17 protein-coding genes are annotated in these 17,967 nt (G+C 62.7%); 7 read left to right on the top strand and 10 right to left on the bottom strand.

The features are described 5' to 3' along the window. The first annotated feature begins 64 nt into the window (after positions 1 to 64). Positions 65 to 607, top strand: coding sequence for a 5-formyltetrahydrofolate cyclo-ligase (locus ACTJLB_RS03320; protein WP_440782474.1), 543 nt, complete (start codon positions 65 to 67; stop codon positions 605 to 607). A 97-nt stretch (positions 608 to 704) separates the two neighbouring features. Here ACTJLB_RS03320 and ACTJLB_RS03315 read toward each other — a convergent pair whose 3' ends face one another. Beyond that, positions 705 to 1,217 (bottom strand): winged helix DNA-binding protein, encoded by a 513-nt coding sequence (locus ACTJLB_RS03315; RefSeq protein WP_027777014.1) that lies wholly within the window; start codon positions 1,215 to 1,217, stop codon positions 705 to 707. Positions 1,218 to 1,418: 201 nt separating this feature from the next. Here ACTJLB_RS03315 and pxpB point away from each other — a divergent pair, with 201 nt between their 5' ends. The 6 genes from pxpB (at position 1,419) to ACTJLB_RS03285 (ending at position 7,955) form a co-directional block, all read left to right on the top strand. After that, positions 1,419 to 2,072, top strand: a complete 654-nt coding sequence (gene pxpB / locus ACTJLB_RS03310) for a 5-oxoprolinase subunit PxpB (protein ID WP_440782473.1) — start codon at positions 1,419 to 1,421, stop codon at positions 2,070 to 2,072. Next, entirely contained in the window at positions 2,069 to 3,121 is a 1,053-nt protein-coding gene (locus ACTJLB_RS03305; RefSeq protein WP_440782472.1) for a biotin-dependent carboxyltransferase family protein, read from the top strand. The genes pxpB and ACTJLB_RS03305 overlap by 4 nt, the downstream gene beginning before the upstream one ends. A gap of 97 nt (positions 3,122 to 3,218) precedes the next feature. Continuing rightward, positions 3,219 to 3,971 (top strand): 5-oxoprolinase subunit PxpA, encoded by a 753-nt coding sequence (gene pxpA / locus ACTJLB_RS03300; RefSeq protein WP_440782471.1) that lies wholly within the window; start codon positions 3,219 to 3,221, stop codon positions 3,969 to 3,971. A gap of 244 nt (positions 3,972 to 4,215) precedes the next feature. After that, positions 4,216 to 4,965, top strand: a complete 750-nt coding sequence (locus tag ACTJLB_RS03295) for a DUF969 domain-containing protein (protein WP_020070791.1) — start codon at positions 4,216 to 4,218, stop codon at positions 4,963 to 4,965. After that, a complete protein-coding gene (locus ACTJLB_RS03290) occupies positions 4,962 to 5,918 on the top strand; it encodes a DUF979 domain-containing protein (protein ID WP_440782470.1) in 957 nt (318 codons plus the stop codon). The genes ACTJLB_RS03295 and ACTJLB_RS03290 overlap by 4 nt, the downstream gene beginning before the upstream one ends. Before the next feature lie 222 nt (positions 5,919 to 6,140). Continuing rightward, positions 6,141 to 7,955, top strand: coding sequence for a tetratricopeptide repeat protein (locus tag ACTJLB_RS03285; protein WP_440782469.1), 1,815 nt, complete (start codon positions 6,141 to 6,143; stop codon positions 7,953 to 7,955). A gap of 13 nt (positions 7,956 to 7,968) precedes the next feature. Here ACTJLB_RS03285 and ACTJLB_RS03280 read toward each other — a convergent pair whose 3' ends face one another. The 9 genes from ACTJLB_RS03280 to ahcY all read right to left on the bottom strand — a co-directional run bounded on the left by ACTJLB_RS03280 (position 7,969) and on the right by ahcY (position 17,950). Further along, positions 7,969 to 9,141 (bottom strand): TraB/GumN family protein, encoded by a 1,173-nt coding sequence (locus ACTJLB_RS03280; protein WP_440782468.1) that lies wholly within the window; start codon positions 9,139 to 9,141, stop codon positions 7,969 to 7,971. After that, complete coding sequence (locus ACTJLB_RS03275) at positions 9,134 to 10,153, bottom strand: peptide ABC transporter ATP-binding protein (protein WP_020070787.1); 1,020 nt, start codon at positions 10,151 to 10,153, stop codon at positions 9,134 to 9,136. The genes ACTJLB_RS03280 and ACTJLB_RS03275 overlap by 8 nt, the downstream gene beginning before the upstream one ends. Continuing rightward, complete coding sequence (locus ACTJLB_RS03270) at positions 10,150 to 11,154, bottom strand: ABC transporter ATP-binding protein (RefSeq protein ID WP_027777007.1); 1,005 nt, start codon at positions 11,152 to 11,154, stop codon at positions 10,150 to 10,152. Before ACTJLB_RS03270 ends, ACTJLB_RS03275 begins: the two co-directional genes overlap by 4 nt. After that, positions 11,155 to 12,072: an ABC transporter permease subunit gene (locus ACTJLB_RS03265; protein WP_440782467.1), complete on the bottom strand. Its 918-nt coding sequence runs from the start codon at positions 12,070 to 12,072 to the stop codon at positions 11,155 to 11,157. A gap of 6 nt (positions 12,073 to 12,078) precedes the next feature. Beyond that, on the bottom strand, positions 12,079 to 13,089 hold the full coding sequence (locus tag ACTJLB_RS03260; protein ID WP_006052552.1) for an ABC transporter permease subunit: 1,011 nt from the start codon (positions 13,087 to 13,089) through the stop codon (positions 12,079 to 12,081). A gap of 150 nt (positions 13,090 to 13,239) precedes the next feature. After that, positions 13,240 to 14,868, bottom strand: coding sequence for an ABC transporter substrate-binding protein (locus ACTJLB_RS03255; protein ID WP_440782466.1), 1,629 nt, complete (start codon positions 14,866 to 14,868; stop codon positions 13,240 to 13,242). A 317-nt stretch (positions 14,869 to 15,185) separates the two neighbouring features. Continuing rightward, positions 15,186 to 16,016 (bottom strand): methylenetetrahydrofolate reductase [NAD(P)H], encoded by an 831-nt coding sequence (gene metF / locus ACTJLB_RS03250; RefSeq protein ID WP_027777004.1) that lies wholly within the window; start codon positions 16,014 to 16,016, stop codon positions 15,186 to 15,188. Between the two features lie 11 nt (positions 16,017 to 16,027). After that, positions 16,028 to 16,381: a phage holin family protein gene (locus ACTJLB_RS03245; protein WP_006052549.1), complete on the bottom strand. Its 354-nt coding sequence runs from the start codon at positions 16,379 to 16,381 to the stop codon at positions 16,028 to 16,030. A 147-nt stretch (positions 16,382 to 16,528) separates the two neighbouring features. Beyond that, positions 16,529 to 17,950: an adenosylhomocysteinase gene (ahcY, locus tag ACTJLB_RS03240; protein ID WP_020070781.1), complete on the bottom strand. Its 1,422-nt coding sequence runs from the start codon at positions 17,948 to 17,950 to the stop codon at positions 16,529 to 16,531. Positions 17,951 to 17,967: the final 17 nt, after the last annotated feature.

The following is a 17,967-nucleotide window of genomic DNA, read 5'->3' as shown; positions in this document are numbered from 1 at the left end:
GCGCGAATTGAACCCAAGCATAGCATGCAACCCTGTCGCGGAATCGAAAAAGGCGCTGCGTCGAATGCTATTGGAAGCAAGGCTACAAGCGGCTTCCGAGCCGACGAACAATGCCGCGCTCGGACGCTGCATTCTCGATGCGCTCAAGCATTTCGACGTGCAAAGCGTCGGGTTCTACTGGCCGCTCGCAGGGGAATTCGATGCGCGCGCAGCGATCTCCATCTGGCTCACGGGCAGCACGCAACGCGAGGCCAGCCTGCCCATCATCAAGGAACGCGGGCTGCCGCTCGAGTTCCACGCATGGTCGCCGGACACGCCGATGAAGATCGGCCACCACAAGATCGCGGAGCCCACCACAGGGCGAATGGTAACGCCCGAGCTACTGCTCGTTCCCTGCGTGGGTTTCGATGCCGACGGCTACCGGCTCGGTTATGGCGGCGGCTACTACGACCGTACGCTCGCCGGCTGGCCCGGCGCGAAGCGGCCGATCACGGTGGGTGTGGCATATGAAGCATGCCGCACCTCTGCACTGAAGCGCGAGGAGCACGACATCCCGCTCGACATGATCGTGACCGAAGCGGGGCTTCATGCGCGGACCGTCGGCTAGAAGCGTCTGAAGAGCGAGCGGTAACACACCGCCTGGCGCGGCTCGCACACAGCGAGGGAACTCATGCCGCGCGAGTCCGCAACTCAGCGCCTCACGTTTATAACGACGCCGCCGCGCGCGCGGCTGTGTCGTACATCCCAGACGCGTTTCTCATCAATTGCGCCGCGTCGCCGATCTGTTCGTTGGTGAGGCCGCTTTCCTTCAGCGTCGAGATGAGGCAACTCTCGCGCACCTCCCGATACTTCAGACACAGCGCACGGCCCGCTTCCGTCGCCGAAAAAAACACTTCCTTGCCGGTCTTTTCGCTTTTTACATACCCTCTAGCTACGAGCTTCTTCAACGCATAGGTCGCGACGTGCGTATCTTCTATGTTGAGGACGAAGCAGATGTCGGCCAGTTTTTTGCGGCGCTCGCGATGACTCACGTGATGCAGCAGCGAGACCTCGATTGCGGTCATGTCCTTTTCCCCGGCCGCCGACATGCAGCGCACCATCCATCGGTTGAATGCGTTGCCGGCCATGATGAGCGCGTACTCGAGCTCGGACAGTTCCGCGCTCGTGTCCGACACGAGATGTTCGGACGAGACGATCTTGGTGGGATGCCGCGACATGTGAATTTCTCAGGAAAACGGGATGGAGAGTGTCGGGAGTGTACGACGAGCGGCTCACGGCGGCGAGCCTGGCGAAAACTCTTATTGAGAAATTGTTGATATTTTATTGACAATGTATGCTTCAAACGTCGCGTAGCCATGCCTCATGGTTTCTGACGGCGTTCAACGCAGAACTCTTCGACTTCTTCGGGTCTTCAAGCCATGAGCCAACCCAGAATCTTTCCGCTCGGCGACGCCGCGCTTGTCTGCGAGGCGCCCCCGCCCGCGACGCTGGAGTGCCAGCGCCGCGTGTGGGCGGCTGCCGAAATGGCGCAGCACTGGCCTCATGTGCTCGAAGTCGTGCCGGGCATGAACAATCTGACGCTCGTGTTCGATCCCGTCGAAGCCGACCGCGACGCGCTGACGACCCGGTTGCAGGAGGCCTGGCAAGCAGTCAGCGCAACGCCCGCGCCGGGCCGCGAAGTCGAAGTCCCGGTTCAGTACGGCGGAGAGTTCGGCCCCGACCTCGGTGCAGTGGCGAACCACACTGGCTTGAGCGTGCGCGAGGTGATCGAGCGGCATTCGGGTGGCGAGTACGTGGTCTTTTTCCTCGGCTTCCAGCCGGGCTTTGCCTACATGGGCGGACTGGAAGAGGCGCTGCATACGCCGCGCCGCGCGTCGCCCCGACTCGAAGTGCCGGCCGGTTCGGTCGGCATCGGCGGCGAGCAGACGGGCATTTACCCGGCCACGTCGCCCGGCGGCTGGCAACTGATCGGCCGCACTGAACTGCCGCTGTTCGACCCGACGCGCCGCCCGCCCACCTTGTTGCAGCCGGGCGACCGGGTGCGCTTCACGATTGCGGGGATACACGCATGATCGACGTGATTCGCGCAGGTCTGCTGACCACGATTCAGGACCTCGGCCGTCACGGCTACCGGCATCTGGGCGTCGCGATGGGCGGGGCGCTCGACCGCCTGTCGCTGGAAGTCGGCAACCGGCTCGTCGGCAACCGGCCCGACGCCGCAGGTCTCGAAATCACCTTCGGCCCCACCGTGCTGCGCTTCCTGCGCGCGACGCGAGTGGCCATCACCGGCACTGAATTCGGCGCGACGCTCGACGGCAAGCCGGTCTACTCGTGGTGGAGTCTGCCTGTGAAGGCCGGCCAGGAGCTGGTACTGAACGCGGCGAAGCGCGGCATGCGCGGCTACGTGTGCATAGCGGGCGGCATCGACGTATTGCCGATGCTCGGTTCGCGCAGCACCGACCTTGCGGGTCACTTCGGTGGGCTCGGGGGCCGGGCGCTGCGCGACGGCGACCGCCTGCCAGTCGGCGCGCCGCCGCAGCGCGCTCAGGTCGGCTTCTCTCCCGAGGCGCCGGAGTTCGGCGTCAAAGCGCCTGCCTGGTGCAAGTTCGTGCTCGTGGACGAACCGCTGCGGCGCGGCCGTCATCCGACAGGCGTGCCCTGGGCGGTCCCGATTCGCGTGTTGCGCGGCCCCGAGTACGAAAGTTTCACCGAAGAAGCACATGAGTCTTTCTGGTCCGACGAGTGGCTGGTCACGCCGAACAGCAACCGCATGGGCTACCGGCTCGCCGGCACGGAACTGAAGCGCAAAGTCAAAGCGGATCTGCTGTCGCACGCGGTGCTGCCGGGCACGATCCAGGTGCCGCCGAACGGCCAGCCGATCGTGCTGATGAGCGACGCACAGACTACCGGTGGCTATCCGAAGATCGGCGCGGTCATTCAGGCCGACCTGTGGAAGCTCGCCCAGGTGCGGCTGAATGCGGCGGTCCGTTTCATTCCGACCACACCCTACGAAGCGCGCCACGCGTTACTGGAAGAGCGGACCTATTTGCGGCAAATCGACGCCGCCATAGCAATGCATGAAGAACGTTGCGCACGGCAGATGACCGCCGCAGCGTTGTGACAATGACCGCCCCCAAGCCTGGCGCGTCGCGCCCGACCTGTCGAGGGGCAAGAAAACTTGGGGCAGCCCGGCGTTTTCTTGAGAGTAGAGGAACATCATGGAAATCGATCTGAACGCCGACCTCGGCGAAGGCTGCGGCTCCGACGAGGCGCTGCTCGACCTCGTCAGCTCCGCGAATATCGCGTGCGGCTGGCACGCGGGCGGCGCCAACGCCATGCGTGACTGCGTGCGATGGGCGGTACAAAAAGGCGTGTCGATCGGGGCGCATCCGAGCTTCAACGACCCGGAGAATTTCGGCCGCAAGGAGATGGACTTGCCGGCGGCCGACATTTACGCGGGCGTGCTGTATCAACTCGGCGCACTGTCGGCAATCGCGCAGGCCGAGGGCGGGCGCATCGCCCACGTGAAGCCGCACGGCGCTCTTTACAACCAGGCCGCGCGCGACGCGAAGATCGCCGACGCGATCGTTTCGGCCGTGCATGACTTCGATCCGTCGGTCGCGGTTTTCGCGCTTGCCAACAGCGGTCTCGTGACGGCCGCGCGCAACGCGGGGCTGACCGCCATCGAAGAAGTATTCGCCGATCGCGGCTATCGCGCCGACGGTTCGCTCGTGCCGCGCAAGGAGCCCGGCGCGCTGCTCGAAGATGAAGACGAAGTGCTCCAACGCACGCTTGCAATGGTGCGCGAGCAGCGGGTGCGCGCCGTCGACGGTCAATGGGTGCCGCTCAACGCGCAGACCATTTGTCTGCACGGCGACGGCCCGCATGCGCTCGCGTTCGCGCGGCGCATCCGCAGCGCGCTCCAACAGGCCGGTATCGAGGTGCACGCGGCCGGCGCAGCAAGCGTCTGAAGTACGCGCCGCCGCATCCCGGTCATGTCCTGAACGCCCCGCTACATGCGGGGCGTTCGCCAGGTGCGAGAGGTTATGCAGAGATTTGCAGTACCCGCAGTCGATTCATCGCAGTGAATGCAGGTGCAGTGCGTAGCAACGCGGCCATCAAGAGCCGCGGCAACAAAACGGCGCGCGGATCGCCACGCGCCGGCCCATGTTAGCCGTCACAAGCGGCAACGTTGAAACCTGTTTGGAGATCCAGATGCAGACAACAGTCAGTCTATGGCCGCTCATCGGCGTGGCCGTCATCATCGTTGGCTTTTTATTGCGGTTCAATCCGATGCTGATCGTGGCAGTCGCCGCAATCATCACCGGGCTGGCCGCGCATTTTCCAGTCGAAAAAATCCTCGCCGAAATCGGCACTGGCTTTATCAAGACGCGCAACATTCCGTTGATCATTCTTCTGCCGCTCGCGGTAATCGGCCTGCTGGAACGGCATGGCCTTCGCGAGCGCGCGCAGACGTGGATCAGCGGCATCAAGGCTGCCACGGCCGGGCGCCTCCTGATTGTTTATCTGCTCGTGCGCGAGCTGACTGCGGCAGTCGGGCTGACCGGGCTCGGCGGGCATCCGCAGATGGTGCGCCCGCTCATCGCGCCGATGGCCGAAGGTGCAACCGAAACCCGCTTCGGCAAGATCAGCGACGCCGTGCGTTTCAAGCTGCGGGCGTTTTCAGCGGCAACGGATAACGTGGGCCTTTTCTTCGGCGAAGACATTTTCGTTGCGTTCGGTGCAATCGTGCTGATGACCACCTTCCTGAAGGAGGCAGGCATCATCGTCGAGCCGATCCACGTCGCGGTCTGGGGCATTCCCACTGCAATCTGTGCATTCCTGATTCACGGCTTCCGCCTGTATCTGCTTGACCGCAAGCTCGACCGCGAATTGCGCGGCAACGCCCACGCGGGCAATGCCACCGTATCGTCGACGCAATCCGCTGCAGGAGACAAAGCATGACCCTCTCGATTACTTATCTCTTCTGGCTGCTGGGCGTGGTGCTGCTGATCGTCGGCGGCATGATCGTCATGGACAAGGAACATCCGCGCCGTCTGACGGCCGGCGGCTTCTGGATTCTCTATGCACTGATCTTTCTGATCGGCGACAAACTGCCGCCCGCAGTGGTCGGCGTCGCGGTGATCGTGATGGCGCTGATTGCCGGCTTCGGCGGCGTCACTGCGGGCAAGCCGCGAGTGCTGTCGCTCGAAGCGCGCAAGGCGAGCGCCGCGCGCCTTCGCAACAAGCTGTTCGTGCCCGCGCTGACGATTCCCGTGATCACCGTGATCATCACGTTGTCGGCGAGCCACCTCGTGTTCGGCGGCGTTCCGCTGATCGAGAAGGCCAACGTCACGTTGATCGGCTTTGGCATCGGCTGCGTGATCGCGCTCGCGATTGCGTGCGTGCTGACGCGCGACACCGTCGGGCAGTCGATGAAAGAAACGCGCCGCCTCGTCGGCGCGCTCTCCTGGGCCGCCGTGTTGCCGCAAATGCTCGGCATGCTCGGCCTCGTGTTCTCGGACGCGGGTGTCGGTAAAGCCGTCGCTCACGTGACCACCGCGTATATCAGTCTCGACTACCGGTTCATCGCAGTGGCCGTGTATTGCATCGGCATGGCGCTCTTCACGATGGTCATGGGCAACGGCTTCGCCGCGTTTCCGGTCATGACGGGTGGCGTCGGCGTGCCGATTCTCGTCGGCGTGTTCCATGGCAATCCCGCCGTGATGGTGGCAATCGGCATGTTCTCCGGCTACTGCGGCACGCTGATGACGCCGATGGCCGCGAACTTCAACATGGTGCCGGCGGCCTTGCTCGAACTGCCGGATAAGAACGCCGTTATCAAGGTCCAGATACCTACCGCGCTGACCTTGCTGGTGGTGAACATCTTCCTGCTCAACTTCCTGATGTTCATGTAGAAGCGTTCGCAAAAGCGTCCGTAAAAGCAGCAATTTCCGATGTGTCGCGCGACGCTTCCGCGTCACATCGGCGAAGCACCTCAAACAGGAAAAACCTGCAAGGGAAATAGGATGCGTCCGAGCGTCGGTCCGTGATGCCGACCATAAGATGCTGGTCCGTCTCCTATCCACACCGGCCGGCGCGTGCAATGCGCGCCGCCGGAGCCTTTCCCGCAGGTTTCCATGGAACGTCAACCTCAGCGCACCGGCGCGCATACCGCGCCGCCGTCAGCGAGCATTACCTCGCTCCTGAATGCCGCGCTTGGCGCGCATCAGGCCGGCCGGCTCGACGCCGCCGATTCCGTCTACCGCGAAATCCTGGCGCTCTCGCCAACAAATTCGCAGGCTTTGCATTATTTCGGGGTACTGCACTATCAGCGCGGGCAGTACGCGGACGCCGCTGCGCTAATGAGCAACGCGCTCAAATACGACCGTCACGACGCCGCCTGCTGGAGCAACCGCGGACTTGCCGCCGCCGCGCTCGGCCATCTCGACGAAGCCACCATCTGTTACGACCAGGCGTTGCAGCTACAACCCGATTTCGCCGACGCGCGTAACAACTTCGGCACCGCTTTGCAGGCGCAGGGCGCGTTGAACGAAGCGGTCGAGCAGTACCGGCTTGCAATCGCGTCGAACCCGGCACTGGTCGATGCCCATCTGAATCTGGGCACAGCGCTCGGCAAACTCGGGCGTTTCGCGGAAGCCCTGGCGTGCTATCGCGACGCGTTGCGAGTCGATCCTGCTTCAGCGGAAGCGCACTTCAACGCGGGCAATGCCTACACAGCGCAGGGCGAGCGCGAGGCGGCCGTCGCGAGCTTTGAGCGCGCGCTCGCGTTGCGCCCAGATTACGCAGAGGCGCACGTCAACCTCGGTAGCGCGATCGGCAAGCATGGCGACTATGCGGGCGCGGAGTCGCACTACCGTCGCGCGGTTGCAATCGCGCCGAATCCGACCAACCTGGTGTGCCTGGGCGGCTCGCTCGGCGCGCAGGGACGGCTCGACGAAGAGGAGACGTTCTATCGCGAAGCGCTCGCCCGCGATCCGCATTACGCCGACGCCCATCAAAACCTTGCCTGGCTGCTGCTCAAGCGCGGCGATTTCAAGCAGGGTTGGGCCGAGTTTGCGTTGCGCTGGCGTAAGAGCGACCACGAAGCGCTCGCGATTCCGGGCGTGGCCGAATGGCGCGGCGAACCGCTCAACGGGCGTCGTCTGTTGATCGTCGGCGAGCAGGGTTTTGGAGATCATTTCCAGTTCCTGCGTTTTGCGCGCTTGCTGCACGAACGCGGCGCCACAGTAGACGTCTGCGTGCGAGAGCCATTGCTGAGTCTTGTTCAACGCATGCCGGGCGTACACAAAGCGTTCAGCGGAAAACCGGAGCAGAACTACGCGCAGCAGAACTACGACTTCTGGGTGCCCATGACGAGCTTGCCGTCGTGCCTCGGCACCGAGTTGTCCACCATCCCGGCCGAAGTGCCGTATGTGTTCGCGGACCACGCCAAGGTCAAAGCCTGGCGCAAGAAACTGAAGAAAACCGGCGATGCGAAGCGCAGAGCGGGCTTCGTGTGGGCGGGCAGTCCGGCGTTCGGCAACGACCGCTATCGGTCAATGGCGCTGGCCGACTTGCACGCGCTCGCCGATGTCGCCAATGTGGACTGGTATCCGTTGCAGAAGGGTGCGGCGCACGCGCAACTCTCATCTGCTCCACAGGCCTTCCGCACGCACGACTTCAGCGGTGAGTTGAGCGATTTCGAGGACACCGCCGCGCTGATCATGAACCTCGATCTGGTGATCGCTGTCGACACCGCCGTCGCGCATCTGGCCGGCGCGCTCGGCAAGCCGGTGTGGCTGCTGCTGCCGGCGAATTCAGACTGGCGCTGGCTTGAAGAACGGAGCGACTCGCCGTGGTATCCGGGAATGCGGCTGTTTCGGCAAAAGGTACTGGGCGAATGGGCGGAGGTCGTGAAGGAAGTGATCAGCGCGATCGATCCCGCGCCGTAGATCGCGCATCGCTTCATCCCGCGTCCACCACGAACCCATGTTGTCGCAGAAGCTGCAGAACACCTTTGCGGCCACCCAGATGCAACGCGCCAATCGCCACGAACACCGGTTTGTTCGGCGCGGCGATCTGCAGCATGCGCGAGACGAAGCGCCGGTTGCGTGCGTACACGATCCTGTCGTCTATCGAGTTGGACACCTGCTTGTCGCGCGCCAGCTTTTCGGTTTTCGCGGCCTCCCAGGCGGCGATTGCATCGGCGTCGCCAACACGCCACAGGCGGTGCAAGGTCCGCACGTCCTCGACGTTTTGCGCGGGCGTCTGCATCAGATCCTGCGCGAGCATCTCGCGTTGCTGGGCGAGCGTGAGCCCGGTGAAGGCGCGCATCTGCTGCGGCAGGGTTTCGAGGCCGATGATCTTGCCACGCGTGCGCAGATATACGTTCTGCAACTGCGCTTCAGTGCCGTACTCGGTCTGCAAGCCGGCGCTGAGCGAATCGTAGGTTTCGACCAGCAACGAAGCGAGCCAGGGGCGCATCTTTTTGATTTCATCCAACGCCGCGGGATTGCCGCGCAGACGAAACGCGAGCTTGCGCCATAGCGGCTCCGGCAAGAGGCCAGGAAGGCAGTCGCGGCGGCACACGCCGTACTTGGAAACATCGTCTTGCGAAACGAGTAGCTCGTCCGGCGAAAGTTCGAGCGCAAGCGTCGGCGAAGCAGCCAACGCGCCCATGATCGGCGGACGAAACGGCTGAGCCGGCGGATAATCGGCGGGATCGCCCACGTGCAGCGTGCCCAGCACGTAGATGGTGGTAGCACCGCGAGTCGCGACGTAGAACGGCATACGCGCCGGTTGCAGGCGCACGGGTCCGCTCGCAGTCGTGCCTGGCGTGGCAGGCGGGGGGTTGAAGCCAGGCAGCGCGGCGCGCGGCTCCGACGGCGCGTGCGGCACCGGCAATGCGGGACGCACACCTTGCGTGGTTGAATTGACGCCAGCCGTGGGCGTATTGGCGGCGGCGCCGGCAGCATGCGCGCGGTCGATAAGCGCTGCGGAGAAATACAGAACGGAACAAACGCCGACGAGCGCGGCACCGGTCAGTGCACGCGCCCGCAAGCTTCGCATGAAGGCAGCGCGGCGGCCGCCTTCACGCGAGCGGCGCGCAAGACGACGCGCCGCCAGCGCATCAGGCATCCACGTCCCCCACCTCCTCGGCGCGGTGACACGACACCTGACGTCCATCCACTTCACGCAGCTTCGGCTCTTCGCTGCGGCAACGGTCGATCACATAGGGGCAGCGCTGATGAAACGTGCAGCCCGAAGGCGGATTCAGCGGCGAAGGCATCTCTCCCTGCAGTTTGATCTTGATCGTGCGATCCGCCTCGAAGATCGATGGCGTCGCCGACATCAACGCGCGCGTGTAGGGATGCCGCGGCTTCGAGAAAATCCGCTTCTTGTCGCCAAGTTCTGCCACGCCGCCGAAGTACATCACCATCACGTCGTCGGCAATGTGCTCGACCACTGACAGATTGTGCGAGATGAACACATAGCTCGTCTTGAACTCCTGCTGCAGATCCATGAAGAGATTCAGAATCTGCGCCTGGATCGACACGTCGAGCGCCGACACGGGTTCGTCGGCGACAACGATCTGCGGGTCGAGAATCATCGCGCGAGCAATTGCCACGCGTTGACGTTGACCGCCCGAAAACATATGCGGATAGCGCTTCGCATGTTCCGGACGCAGGCCGACGGTGCGCATCATTTGAGCGATACGTTCCGCGCGTTCGGTTACGCTCAGTTGGGAGTTGATCGCGAGCGGTTCGCCGAGCGTCTGCTCCACGGTCTTGCGCGGGTTGAGCGACGCAAACGGGTTCTGAAACACCATCTGCACGCGCCGCCGCAGCGCCGCGATTTTGGCGTGATCCGCGCCAGCCACGTCTTCACCGTCGATCAGCAAACGGCCCGCGCTGGGCGCTTCGATCATGGTCAGCTGGCGCGCGAGCGTCGACTTGCCGCAACCGGATTCGCCGACCACCGCGAGCGTCTTGCCGCGCTCGAGCGCGAACGACACGCCGTTGAGCGCTTTCACCGTGCCCGTTGCAAACATGCCGCGTTTGACCGTGTAATAGCGCGCGAGCTTGTCGGCGACCAGCACGTGATCGCCCGCATGGTCCGACTGGCGCCGCGTTTCAGGTACTGCGTTCATCGTGCGCCTCCATGTGTGTGAACGTTCGCGTCGCCGCTCAGGTTCAAGGGTTTGATGCAGCGCACGCGCGCCACTTCGGCGTGACCTTGCATGGGCGCGAGCGCGGGGCGTCCCTTGTTGCAGTCGTCGACCATGTACTTGCAGCGCGGTGCAAACAGACACCCTTTCGGGCGATCGTCGCGTCCCGGCACCATGCCCGGCAAAGCAGCGAGTCGCACGGCGCCCACGTTATGCTCGGGAATCGCGGCCAGCAACGCTTCCGTGTACGGATGATGAGGCGCGGCGAAGATATCCGGCACCTTGTTCGTCTCGATCACCTCGCCAGCGTACATGACCGCGACGCGCTGCGCGACCTCGGACACCACCGCGAGATCGTGCGAAATCAGCACGAGCGCCATGCCGCGCTCTTTCTGCAAGCGCATCAGCAGTTCCATGATCTGCGCCTGGATCGTAACGTCGAGCGCGGTGGTCGGCTCGTCGGCGATCAGCAGTTTCGGGTTGCAGGCAATGGCCATGGCGATCATCACGCGCTGGTTCATACCGCCCGACATCTGATGCGGAAACGCGCCAATGCGGCTCTTCGCGTCCGGAATGCCGACCTGATCGAGCAGTTCGAGCGCGCGCTTGTCGAGCGCGGCGCCGCGCAGCCCTTCGTGCAGCTTCAGCACTTCCTTGATCTGGTAGCCGACCGTGTAGCTCGGATTCAGACTCGTGAGCGCGTCCTGGAACACCATCGCGATATCTTTGCCGATGATCTTGCGGCGTTCCTTCGCCGATGCCTTCAGCAGATCGCGGCCGTTGAACGTGATTTCGTCCGCCGTGACCTTGCCGGGGGCGTCGATCAGCCCCATCAACGCCATCATCGTTACGCTCTTGCCCGAGCCCGATTCGCCGACAACGCCGAGCACTTCGCCCGGCGCGACGTCCAGATTGATCCGGTCGACCGCCGGTAGTCCGTTGAAGTTGACCGCCAGATTGCGGATGGTCAGTAGATTGTCCATTTATGCCATCCGTTTCAGTTTGGGATCGAGTGCGTCGCGCAGCCCGTCGCCGAGCAGATTGATGGCGAGCACCGAGATCAGGATGGACAAACCAGGCATCGTGACGATCCACCATGCGCTGTCGATATAGTCACGCGCCGAGGCCAGCATGGCGCCCCACTCTGCCGACGGCGGTTGCACGCCGAGGCCGAGGAAGCCGAGCGCGGCCGCATCCAGAATCGCCGACGAGAAGCCGAGCGTTGCCTGCACGATCAGCGGCGCGGTGCAGTTGGGCAGCACTTGCGAGAACATCAAACGCAGCGTGCCGGCGCCCGCCACCCGCGAGGCCGTTACGTATTCCTTCTGCAACTCGCCTTGCGCCGAGGCGCGCGTCAAACGCACATAGCCCGGCAAAGCGACGATCGCGATCGCCAGCATCGTATTGACGAGGCCCGGACCGATGATCGCGACCACCGCAACCGCGAGCAACAGCGACGGCAATGCGAGCAGCACGTCCATGATGCGCATGATCGGGGTGTCGGCCCACTTCTCGAAGAATGCCGCGATGAGGCCGAGCACAATGCCCGGAATCAGCGCGAGCACCACCGACACAAAGCCGATCCAGAACGACAGCCGCGCGCCGTACATCAAACGCGAGAGGATGTCGCGGCCGGCTTCATCGGTGCCGAGAACGAACCGCCAGTTGCCGCCTTCGAGCCACGCAGGCGGAATCTTCACGAAGTCGCGGTACTGTTCGATCGGGCTGTGCGGCGCGATGAGCGGCGCGAAAATCGCCACGACGATAAGCAGCAGAACGACGATGCCGGCGCCAACCGCACCGCGATTGCGCGAGAAATTCGCCCAGAATTCGCGAGCGGCAATCGCGCGGCCGCTGGGCGGCGTCACTGCTGTGGGAACTGTGTTTTGTATGTCTGCCATGCTTGATCACCTCGTATGGCGAATGCGCGGATTGAGCACGCCGTACAACAGATCGACGACGAGGTTCACGAAGATCACCAGAGTGGCGATCATCAGGATACCGCCCTGCACGACCGGATAATCGCGGCGGCCAATCGCATCGATCAGCCACTTGCCGATGCCCGGCCACGAGAAGAGTGTCTCCGTCAATACCGCGCCCGCAAGCAGCGTACCGACCTGCAAACCGATCACCGTCACCACCGGGATCAACGCATTGCGCAATGCATGAACGACGATCACTCGCCCCGGCGACAAACCCTTCGCGCGCGCGGTGCGGATGTAGTCTTCGCGCAGCACTTCGAGCATCGACGAACGAGTCATGCGCGCGACGACCGCGAGCGGGATCGTTCCGAGCACGATGGCGGGAAGAATCAGATGGCTCAGTGCGGACTTGAACGCGCCTTCGTCGGTGGACATCATCGCGTCGATCAGCATGAAGCCGGTCACGTGCGGAATGTCGTATTCAACCGCGATGCGGCCCGACACCGGCGTCCAGCCAAGCTTGACCGAGAACACCATGATGAGGATCAAGCCCCACCAGAAGATCGGCATCGAATAGCCGGTCAGCGCGGTACCCATCACGCCGTGATCGACCGCCGTGCCGCGCCGGAGCGCCGCGAACACGCCTGCCGGCAAGCCGACGATCAGCGCAAACAGCATCGCGCAAATCGACAGTTCAACGGTCGCGGGAAAGCGGGCGAGAAATTCGCCCATGACGCTCGTGTTGGTAATGATGGAAGTGCCGAGATCGCCGTGCAGCGCGCGGCCGATGTAGTGGACGTATTGCATCGGCAGAGGCTCGTCGAGCCCTAACCGGTGCATAGCCGCGGCATGCATCGCCGGATCGACGCCGCGCTCGCCCATCATCACTTCGATGGGGTCGCCCGGTATCAGGTGAATCAGCGCGAATGCAAGGATCGTGATGCCGATGAACGTCGGTATCACCATGCCGATGCGGCGCAAAACAAAGCGGAACATGGTTCGTCCCTATGGTCTTGATGAAGAAAAAACGCAACCGGCGACGAGGGCTTGTGACCCCGGTCGCCGGACCATTTCGACCAGTTTTCTAACCGTGCGAAAAGCGTACTGCGCGAATTTTACGGCTTGCCTGACTCAATATCGGGCGCCTTACTTGACGCTGACGCCGTCGAAGCGAGCGTAGCCGAGCGGCTCGATACGCATGTCGACCACCTTCTTGCTGACCGGCTGGTAGACCGTCGAGTGAGCGATCGGCGAGAACGGCAGTTGCTGCGCGAAGATCTGCTGCGCCTGCGTATATGCCGTCGTGCGCGCGCCCTGGTCGGACGTCGAGCGGCCCTTCTGGATCAGATCGTCGAACGGCTTGTAGCACCACTTCGAGAAGTTGTTGCCGTTCACCGCGTCGCAGCCAAGCAGCGTGCCGAGCCAGTTGTCCGGATCGCCGTTGTCGCCCGTCCAGCCGATCAGCATCGTGTCGTCCTCACCAGCGTGGGCGCGCTTGATGTACTCGCCCCACTCGTACGTGACGATCTTCGCCTTGACGCCGATCTTGGCCCAGTCAGCCTGGATCATTTCCGCCATCAGACGTGCGTTCGGGTTGTATGCGCGTTGCACCGGCATCGCCCACAGCGTGATGTCGAAGCCGTTCGGATAACCGGCCTTTGCGAGCAGCGCCTTGGCCTTATCCGCGTCGTACGATGCGCCCTTCAGGTTCTTGTCATAGGACCATTGGGTCGGCGGCATCGGGTTCGTGGCGGCCTGGCCTGCGCCCTGGTACACGGAGTCGATGATCGCCTTCTTGTTGATCGCCATGTCGAGCGCCTGACGCACTTCGACCTTGTCGACCGGCTTGTGCGTCACGTTGTACGCGAGGTAGCCCAGGTTGAAGCCAGGCTGCGACGGCATCGCGAGGCTCGATTCGGCCTTCAGCGGTGCGATATCGGCAGGGCGCGGATAGCTCATCACCTGGCATTCGTCGCGCTTCAGTTTCTGCACGCGCACGCCGGCGTCCGGCGTGATCGAGAAGATCAGCTTCGAGATCTTGACCGCATTCGGCTTCCAGTATTCGGGGTTGCCGTCGAAACGGATGGTCGCGTCTTTCGTATAGCTGCGGAAGATGAACGGACCCGTGCCGACCGGGAACTGGTTGATGTCGGCGGCCTTGCCGGCCTTCAGCAACTGATCGCCATATTCAGCCGACAGAACCGACGCGTATTCCATGGCCAGGTTCTGGATGAACGGCGCGTTGACTTCTTTCAGCGTGAACTTGACCGTGTACGGATCGACCTTTTCGACCTTCGTGATCAGCTTGTCCAGACCCATGTCGGTGAAGTACGGGAACTGCACCGGGTAGGCCTTGTGGAACGGCTGGTTCGCGTCGAGCATGCGCTCGAAGGTGAAGATGACGTCATCCGCGTTGAATTCGCGCGTCGGCTTGAAGAACGACGTGGTCTGGAACTTCACGCCATGACGCAGATGGAACGTGTACGTCTTGCCGTCCGCGGAAACGTCCCACTTTTCGGCGAGACCCGGCTCGACCTTGGTGCCGCCACGCTCGAACTCCACGAGGCGGTTATAGACGGTGAACGTATTGGCCGTGAAATCGGTGCCCGTGGTGTATTGGGCCGGATCGAAACCCGCAGGGCTGCCTTCTGAGCAGTAAACGAGTGTCTTGTTCGGAATCTCGGCGCGCGCGCTTTGCGCACCCACCATCGATGCCGCTGCAGCTGCGACGAGCGTCGTAACACGCGCGGCGCGCAACAGGTTGTTTTGCTTCATGTTTCCTCCAGGTTCGGGGCTGGCTGACGCCAGCGTAGCGCGATATTACTGAGCTTTCCCCGGTGTCACAAGCAGAGGAAATTATCCGCCACGCCGCAGCCGGCGCGCCTGCGCGGATATTTCGAGACCTCTTTCGAATGACTTTCAGAGTAGGCCATCGCGGCGATTCTTGTGGAATCGTTTCGAGTTGTTTTGATTGGAAATGTGGGAAAAGTGCTGGGAAGAGACAATTCGCCAGAGCCGCCGCGCATGAATCCGCACGGCGGCCTGGGACAACAATCGGCAACAAAAGCCAGCACCGGCGACGACTCAGCGGTTTAACCGCCAAGGCGTTCGCAGATTGCCGTGGTCGCCGCAGCGCCGTTGAGCGTATAGAAATGCAGACCCGGCACCTTCGCGCTGATCAGACGCCTGCACAGGTCCGTCACCACGTCGAGCCCGAATGCGCGAATCGACTCGCGGTCGTCGCCGAAACTCTCCAGCCGGCGCGCGATCCAGCGCGGCACTTCGGCGCCGCACATCTCTGAAAAGCGCATCAGCTGCGAAAAGTTCGTGATCGGCATGATGCCCGGCACGATCGGCACGTCGACGCCGAGTTTCCTGGCGTCATCGACAAAGCGGAAATACGCGTCTGCGTTGAAGAAGTACTGCGTGATTGCCGAATTGGCGCCAGCCTTCACCTTGCGAGCGAAGTTTTCGAGATCGTGACGCGGCGAACGCGACTGCGGATGATATTCCGGGTAGCCTGCCACCTCGATCCAGAACCAGTCGCCGAACTCGGCGCGGATAAAGCTCACCAGTTCAGACGCATAACGCAACTCGCCGACTTCGCCCATGCCGGACGGCAAGTCGCCACGCAGCGCGACGATATGGCGAATGCCATGTGCGCGGTACTCGTTGAGAATCGCGCGCAAGCTCTCTTTGGACGAGCCGATGCACGACAGATGCGGCGCCGCCTCGAGCCCTTCCTTCGCCATATCGACGACGGTATCGAGCGTGCCTTGTTGCGTCGAGCCGCCTGCGCCAAACGTGACGGACACGAACTTTGGCTTGAGTAAAGCGAGTTGCGCACGCGTTGCGCGCAGCTTGTCGACGCCTTCCTGCGTTTTCGGCGGGAAGAATTCGAATGAAAGTTCGATCGGGTTCATGGTTCAGTATGTCAACCGAGACTGCGGTTGCCGAAAATGAGCGCGGACAGCAGCCATGACACGATGCTATACAGAATCGAGCCGAAGAACGCCGACCAGAAACCCGACACTTCGAAGCCCTTCAGCAGCGACGCGCACAGCCAGAAGCACAGCGCATTGACCACCAGAATGAAGAGTCCGAGCGTGACAATCGTGACGGGCAGCGTCAACAGAATCAGCACCGGCCGAAGGACCGTGTTGATCAGTCCGAGCACGACCGCGACGATCAACGCGGTGCCGAAGCTGCGGATATGAATCGACGGAACGAGGTAGGTGATGATCAGCAGCGCCAGTGCGTTGATCAGCCAGGTCAGCAGAACGGTCATGTAAAGCTCCTTGCAGGCAGGATGTCCGTTGAACGAAAAGGCAGGCATGGCGAGCAAAGCGGCGCCTAAGCGCCGCCCGGTCGTCACACCATCATGTTTTCAGGCTGCCCTCGGGCTTACGCGCGAAGGGCATACCGGAACGCGTACTTAGTAGCGGTAGTGGTTCGGCTTGAACGGACCATTCTTGTCGACCCCGATGTAGCCCGCCTGCGCGTCCGACAGCACGGTCAGGTTCGCACCGATGCGCGCCAGATGCAGACGCGCAACCTTCTCGTCCAGATGCTTCGGCAGCACGTACACGCGGTTCTCGTACTTCTTGCCTTGCGTGAACAGTTCGATCTGCGCAAGCGTCTGGTTCGTGAACGAGTTGGACATCACGAACGACGGGTGGCCCGTCGCGCAGCCCAGATTCACGAGGCGGCCCTCAGCCAGCAAAATCACGCGCTTGCCGTCCGGGAAAATGATGTGGTCGACTTGCGGCTTGATGTTGTCCCACTGGTACTGACGCGTCGAGGCTACGTCGATTTCCGAATCGAAGTGACCGATGTTGCACACGATCGCGTTGTGACGCATCGCCTTCATGTGATCGTGGTTGATCACGTGGTAGTTGCCCGTTGCCGTGACGAAGATGTCGGCTTTGTCGGCCGCATATTCCATCGTCACCACGCGGTAGCCTTCCATCGCCGCTTGGAGTGCGCAGATCGGATCGATTTCGGTGACCCACACGGTTGCGCCGAGACCGCGCAGCGACTGTGCGCAGCCCTTGCCCACGTCGCCGTAACCCGCCACCACAGCGATCTTGCCCGCGATCATCACGTCGGTCGCGCGCTTGATGCCGTCGACGAGCGACTCCCGGCAGCCATACAGATTGTCGAACTTCGACTTGGTGACCGAGTCGTTGACGTTAATCGCCGGGAACGGCAGGCGGCCTTCTTTTTCCATCTGATACAGACGATGCACGCCGGTCGTGGTCTCTTCCGTCACGCCCTGGATATGCGCTAGACGCGTGGAGTACCACGTCGGGTCGGCGTCCAGATGACGCTCGATCGACTTGTACAGCGCGACTTCTTCCTCGTTGGTCGGCTTGGCGATCACCGAGCGGTCTTTCTCGGCCTTCGAGCCGAGGATCAGCAGCAACGTCGCGTCGCCACCGTCGTCGAGAATCATGTTCGCGAACTCGCCGTTCGGCCATTCGAAAATGCGGTGCGAGAACTCCCAGTATTCGTCGAGTGACTCGCCCTTGAACGCGAACACCGGCGTGCCGGCCTTGGCGATTGCCGCAGCGGCGTGATCCTGCGTCGAGAAGATATTGCACGATGCCCAGCGCACGTCCGCGCCGAGCGCGGTCAGCGTTTCGATCAGCACGCCGGTCTGGATAGTCATGTGCAGCGAACCTGCGATTCGCGCGCCCTTCAGCGGCTGCTGCGCCTTGTATTCGTCACGCGTTTGCATGAGACCGGGCATTTCCGTCTCTGCAATGGTGAGTTCCTTGCGGCCCCAGTCGGCAAGCGACATGTCGGCAACGATGTAATCCTGGGAAGCTTGGGAATCGATAACTGCGGCGTTCATCACGCCCTCCTTTCTAA

Source organism: Paraburkholderia sp. 22098 (genome assembly GCF_052045935.1).
GTDB lineage: Bacteria > Pseudomonadota > Gammaproteobacteria > Burkholderiales > Burkholderiaceae > Paraburkholderia > Paraburkholderia caledonica.
The sequence above is the reverse complement of the archived record's forward strand: the minus strand, read 5'-3'. Positions and strand labels throughout refer to the sequence as shown.